Annotated in this window: 7 protein-coding genes; all 7 read left to right on the forward strand. The window is 35.4% G+C overall.

From position 1 onward, the window contains the following. The first annotated feature begins 421 nt into the window (after positions 1-421). Genes EHQ62_RS08415 through EHQ62_RS08445 form a run of 7 tightly spaced genes read left to right on the forward strand, consistent with a single transcriptional unit; the run spans position 422 to position 5,865 of the window. On the forward strand, positions 422-1,327 hold the full coding sequence (locus tag EHQ62_RS08415) for a hypothetical protein (RefSeq protein WP_135641831.1): 906 nt from the start codon (positions 422-424) through the stop codon (positions 1,325-1,327). Positions 1,328-1,337: 10 nt separating this feature from the next. Then, positions 1,338-1,928, forward strand: a complete 591-nt coding sequence (locus tag EHQ62_RS08420; protein WP_135641833.1) for a class I SAM-dependent DNA methyltransferase — start codon at positions 1,338-1,340, stop codon at positions 1,926-1,928. Continuing rightward, complete coding sequence (locus EHQ62_RS08425) at positions 1,925-2,641, forward strand: nucleotidyltransferase family protein (RefSeq protein WP_135641835.1); 717 nt, start codon at positions 1,925-1,927, stop codon at positions 2,639-2,641. Before EHQ62_RS08420 ends, EHQ62_RS08425 begins: the two co-directional genes overlap by 4 nt. After that, on the forward strand, positions 2,638-3,609 hold the full coding sequence (locus EHQ62_RS08430; RefSeq protein WP_135641837.1) for an NAD-dependent epimerase/dehydratase family protein: 972 nt from the start codon (positions 2,638-2,640) through the stop codon (positions 3,607-3,609). The genes EHQ62_RS08425 and EHQ62_RS08430 overlap by 4 nt, the downstream gene beginning before the upstream one ends. A 2-nt stretch (positions 3,610-3,611) precedes the next feature. Then, on the forward strand, positions 3,612-4,547 hold the full coding sequence (locus tag EHQ62_RS08435) for a glycosyltransferase family 2 protein (RefSeq protein WP_135641839.1): 936 nt from the start codon (positions 3,612-3,614) through the stop codon (positions 4,545-4,547). After that, complete coding sequence (locus EHQ62_RS08440; protein ID WP_135641841.1) at positions 4,544-5,374, forward strand: carbohydrate deacetylase; 831 nt, start codon at positions 4,544-4,546, stop codon at positions 5,372-5,374. The genes EHQ62_RS08435 and EHQ62_RS08440 overlap by 4 nt, the downstream gene beginning before the upstream one ends. Positions 5,375-5,379: 5 nt before the next feature. After that, positions 5,380-5,865 (forward strand): class I SAM-dependent methyltransferase, encoded by a 486-nt coding sequence (locus tag EHQ62_RS08445; RefSeq protein ID WP_135641843.1) that lies wholly within the window; start codon positions 5,380-5,382, stop codon positions 5,863-5,865. Positions 5,866-5,906 lie beyond the last annotated feature (41 nt).

Consider the following 5,906-nt stretch of genomic DNA (forward strand, 5'->3'; position numbering starts at 1 on the left):
GTTCAATAGGTTACTAAAACAAATTGTTTTTAGTTATTTTGCTTTTAGAACAAACTCTCGAATTAATGTTATTCCGGATGTAAAAGAAATTTATTTAGTTCATTTATGTTTGAATGATTCCCGCCTTTTGGAAGCTGGCTTGTTACAGTCTAACTACTATCCAGGGTTACCAGATTTTCTTGAAAAGAAAGGGAAAACTGTAATTCGAATTCCTTGGGTTGCTTCCACGGCTTTAACCATTAAAGAAGTAGTAGAAAGATTGAGAAAAGGGGGTGCGTGGATTCCAGAGGACTTTTTGAATATTTGTGATATAGTTACCTCTTTTTGGAAGAGTGTAAAGACTAGTTTTTCGCTCTTGCATAAGGGAAAAATTAAAAATATAGATGTATCATCACTATTAACTCGTGAATTTTGGATCCACTTGAGTGGTTCACCCGAGTTAGTTGTTTTTTTTCGTTACTTACCTGCCTTAGAAAAGTTTATTAAGAAAGGTACTAGTATTCGGTCTTATAATCATTTTGAAAATATGCCATTTGAAAAAGTGATTCCTGATTATTTCAAACATAAAGGCAGTTGGGATTTTAAACAAATAGGATACCATCATACCATAGTTTCGAACGATTTTCTTGGATACAATTTGTACGAATCGGAAGAGACCAGTTCTTATTTTCCTGATTTGATTGTTGCGAATGGAAGCATAAGTTCTAAACTTTATTCCGAAAATTTAACATCCAATGGTCGAGTTCGGATAGGCCCATCATTAAGGCAAAAGGACCCCGGTCCAATCCAAAAAATTGACAAACAAAAACGACTGCTGATTCTTTTGCCTTTAGAGTTAAATGCATGTATTGAGCTTTTGTCAGCTTTTTCTCATTTGAATCGAATCATAAGTGAATTCAAAATTCAAACTTTGATTAGGTTACATCCCATTATGTCAGTCACATACCTAAAGGCTAAGTTAACCAAATTAAATTTTCACATCCCAGAGGATTGGATTGTATCCAAACAGGACTTGTATTCAGATTTGTTTGAGTCTCAATATGTAGCTGTATCAGCAAGTGCTAGCATCATTGATGCAATTTTATGTAATTGTATTCCGATTCCAGTGGGTCGACTTTTAGATTTAGATTTGAATGGTTTGGACTTTTATTCGGATAGGTATCCATTATTAAAATCTATCAGGCCAGGTAATCTTGAAAAATGGCTCCATAAGCTATTTTCAGCGGACCCAAATGAATTCTCGGGTCAGCTGAAAGCAATACAGGAAGATTTGAGGGTAGGTTTATGTTCCAACTCTGAAGACCTAATGAATCAATTTTTAGTTTAGAAACGGATCTATGAAGCAAACAAAAAAACACTATGATGATATTGCTAAGGAATATAACGAGTCACGACAAACGGGTTTAGTGGGTTTTCTAGTTAAAAGGGAATCTGAAGCAATTATGCAAAGGCTAAATGTTCAGGTTGGGGAAGACATCCTCGATGCGGGTTGCGGTTCCGGATTCTATGCGGAGAAAATATTAAAGCTAGGTGGCAAAGTTTTCGGAGTTGATCTTTCACCTGAAATGGTAAATGTTTGTATTGCGAAGGGGATAGATGCAGTACAGGGTGACTTAACGGAACTGAATCTACATAGGCAGTATAAAAAGATTCTTTGTGCTGGCTCGCTGGAATTTATAGAAGACCAGACACAACTGTTTAATTCACTTACATCTCATTTGGATACTAGCGGGAAATTATTTTGTCTTTTCCCTCGATTCAACTGGGCGGGATTTCTATATAGACTCTATCATTTTTCGCATGGCGTTAGGATCCTTTTGTTTAATAGCTCAGATTGTGAAAAAATAGCAGAAGATAATGGTCTTGAAATTATCGATATTTGTTATCCAGAACCTTTAACAAAACTAGTGACGTTTCAAAAGAAATGAACAAAACAAAAATAGTAATTATGTGTGGTGGTCGTGGAAAACGATTAGGTGAAATTACCGAAAAGATTCCAAAACCTCTGGTTAAAATTGGCAGTCAAACAATACTGCAATTAAAGTATGAAAATTATTATAACCAGGGATTTCGTGATTTTATTTTTTGTATAGGCTATAAGGGCGATTTGATTCAAAATGAAGTACGGTCTTTTGCTAAAGACGGGAGTATTGAGTTTTCGGATTCGGGAGAGGATGCGGGAATTCTAAAGAGATTACACACCGCGCTTCCCTTGATGTCGGAGAATATCATTTTGACATATGGTGATACCTTTACTGATTTAGATTTAAATCATTTAGTAAATATGCATAAGGAAAGTAAATGTGAGGCAACAATAGTAGTGGCCCCTATTCAAAATCCATTTGGCTTAGTCGAATTCGATAGTAGAAGTAGGGTAACAAGTTTTAAAGAGAAGCCCACTCTGAATTATTATATTGGCTATGCGGTTCTAGATAAGACTTCCTTTGATTATGCTCCTGAAAAAGTTTTTCATCTAGAAGATGGACAAGGTTTAGTTACTTTTTACAAAATTATGATCGCATTAGATAAGCTAAATACATTTTATCATTCCGGATTACAGATTACTTTTAATACGGAAGATGAACTGAAAGTTGCTCAAAAACAATTAATACAATTTTACACATCGGTTGAGGAAAAATGAAGGGAAAAAAAATTCTTATTACTGGTGGGGCTGGTTTTATTGGCTCTCACCTAACTAAAAAATTATTAAGTCTTGGTGCAGAAGTTACTGTTGTAGTAAAATACAAAAGTATTATTGATAATGTTCGATTAAGTGCTGTTTGGGATCATGTAGAAGTGTTGGAAGCGGATTTAAGAAATATTGACTCACTTCGTCAGTTTGAGAAACGAACATTCGATCATATATATCACTTAGCAGCATATAACCATGTAGGGGATAGCTTCCTTCATGTCAACGAAGCAATGATGGCAAATGCCGTGGCTACTGCTAACCTAATGGAATATGTCCAGAATTATGATAAATTTTTATATATGTCGACATCTGAAGTGTATGGCTATCAAACTTCAGTTCCATTTCAAGAGGATATGCTTCCATTTCCTGTATCACCTTATTCCGTTGGGAAGTATGCGGGTGAATTGTATGCTAAAATGAAAAAACATCAGACTGGAAAAAAAATTATAACCGTGCGTGGATTTAATACTTTCGGTCCTTACCAAAGTGATCGGGCCGTTATTCCAGAGTTGATTATTAAATGTCTTCGAGGCCTACCAATTGAAACAACTAAGGGGGTTCAAACAAGAGAATTCAATTATGTTGATAATATTGTAAGTGGCCTAATCGCAGCGGTAAATAGTGAATATACATATGATGGAACGTTTAATATTGGCTCAAATCGTGAAATTGCGATTCGAGATTTAGTAACAATGATTCACAAAGCTTGTGATTCAAAATCTGAGCTAAAGATTGGTGCTTTGCCCGATAGACCGACTGAAATTTGGAGAATGTGTGCGGACGATTCGAGAGCACAGGAATTATTTGGTTGGAAAGCTGAAATTTCTTTTGAAGAAGGCTTGGGAAAAACGGTTGCCTGGTTCAAAGAATATGTCTCTGTATTTTACGATAAATCGTCCAATCTGAACAAATTATAACTATGATTTCTGTAATATCACCTATCTACAATGAAGCGGAAAATTTGGAGGAGTTATGTGCTCGACTAACAAAAGCCCTTCGATCCACGAAAGAAGATTATGAAATACTACTAGTGGAAAACGGTAGTTGGGATGATTCTTTGAAGATCATAAAGGACTTGCGAAAAAAAAATCGGAAGATTAAATTCGTTAGCTTGTCTAGAAACTTTGGTCACCAAGGCGGAATTATGGCAGGGATAAATCATGCAAAAGGAAGTGTTGTCATTTCTTTAGATGGTGATTTACAACACCCTCCCGAATTAATTCCTGAAATGGTTCATTTATGGAGAAAAGGTTATGACGTAGTTTTCACCCTTAAAAAGGGGAAAGCGGAGCATGACAATTGGCGTTTTTTACCGTCCGCCATTTTTTATCGTGTTATGAATTTATTTTCTGAGGTGAAACTGTCTTATGGCCAATCGGATTTTCGTTTGATGGATCGGAAAGTAGTCGAGGTAATTAAAAATATTCCGGAAAAGAACCTTTTTTTAAGAGGAATGGTGGAATGGGTTGGATTCAAACAAATTGGTATTAAATATGATACTTTGCCAAGGAAGAAAGGCGAATCTAAATTTCGTTTAGGAAATTACATAAAATTTGCTTTAGACGGAATTTTTTCTTTTTCAATCCTACCGTTACGTGGTCTGCTCTACTCTGGATTAGTAATTTCATTTTTTTGTGTAATGTATGCACTTTCGATTCTTATCATATATTTTTTGCGATTTGAGGGTTTCGATATCTATATCCCGCGAGGTTGGGGAACATTAGCCCTGGGACTTGTTTTTTTCAGTTCAATACAGTTGATAGGGATAGGAATTTTGGGTGAGTATATCGGTCGAATTTATACTCAAGTAAAACGAAGACCAGATTTTATTGTAAAAGAGGAGGCGCTGGATTGAAAAAACTCATTGTGTCTGGTGATGACTTTGGTTTACATTCGTCTATCAATGAAGCCATAGAAGAAGGTTTTCAAAAAGGAATTTTAACGTCAGCATCCTTAGTTGTCAACGGTGAAGCAGTTGACGAAGCGATACGAATTGCAAAAAGAAATCCAGGGTTAGGTATTGGCCTGCACCTAACTTTAATTGAAGAAAAATCTCTAACTCATTCTAAATTCTTAGCTCCGCGAGGAGTATTACCGTCTAACCATAATCAATTGGCCAAGGATATTCTGTTAAGTAAAGTTCCCATTGAGGAAGTTTTGGCCGAAGTGGATGCTCAGTTTTCGTTTATTAAGGAAAAAGTAAAAAATTTAACTCACCTTGACAGTCATCGCCATATGCATATGCTTCCAAAAATTTGGAGTGCTGTTACAAAACTGGCTAAAAAATACGATGTAAACAAAATCAGATATGTCGATGTTCCTTTCTTTGACTATCGTAAAGATCAAATTTTTAAAGATATCATTGCTACTGGATTTAAGTTTTTAAAAATTTTCCGAAAGCGAATAATTGCTCCAAATCGATTTATTGGTTTTATGGAAAGTGGAAATTGGAATGAAGATAAATTCGTTGGTTTTTTGGATAAGTTAAAAACCGGGATATGGGAAGTAGGAATGCATCCAGGAAATAGTGATAAAGCATTGAATCTTAAATTTCCTAATTGGAATAGTTATTTTGCGTATTCATTTTCCTGGGAGAATGAACTTAAGACTCTGACTTCGGCAAAAGTAAAAAAAGAACTAAAAGAATCTGATATAAAGTTAATAAATTACGGTGATATATAATTCATATGGAAAAAGAAGTTTATTTGCAGTTTTATAAGATGGAAGAATCGAACTGGTGGTTTCGTGGTACCAGGATGTTTTTGTTAGATTGGATCAAACGTAGCTTCAAGATAAAACCTTTAAAATCTTTAGATGTAGGATGTGGAACGGGAATCTGGCTCAGCGAACTTTCTAAGTTTGGAGATGCTGTTGGACTTGATGTATCTGAAGAGGCATATAAGTTTTGCAAATCTAGGGGAATGGAAATCAAACTAGGGAGTATAGAAAAGATACCATTTTCAAACAATGTGTTTGATTTAGTAACCGCAATTGGTGTAATCGAACATGTGGATGATGATCAAGCTATTCGTGAAATAGCTCGGGTTTTGAAAATTGGTGGTAAAGTCGTAATTTTGACATCTGCATTCAAATCCTTATGGAGCAAAGGTAAGAGAAAAACCGACCACCATTTCACAAGGGAACCGATTGCCAAAAAAAACACACTCGAATAATGTCGATATTTCCCTATACGCGAATCTTCAAAAGCAAATGA

This window comes from Leptospira jelokensis, from assembly GCF_004769635.1.
Lineage (GTDB): Bacteria > Spirochaetota > Leptospiria > Leptospirales > Leptospiraceae > Leptospira_A > Leptospira_A jelokensis.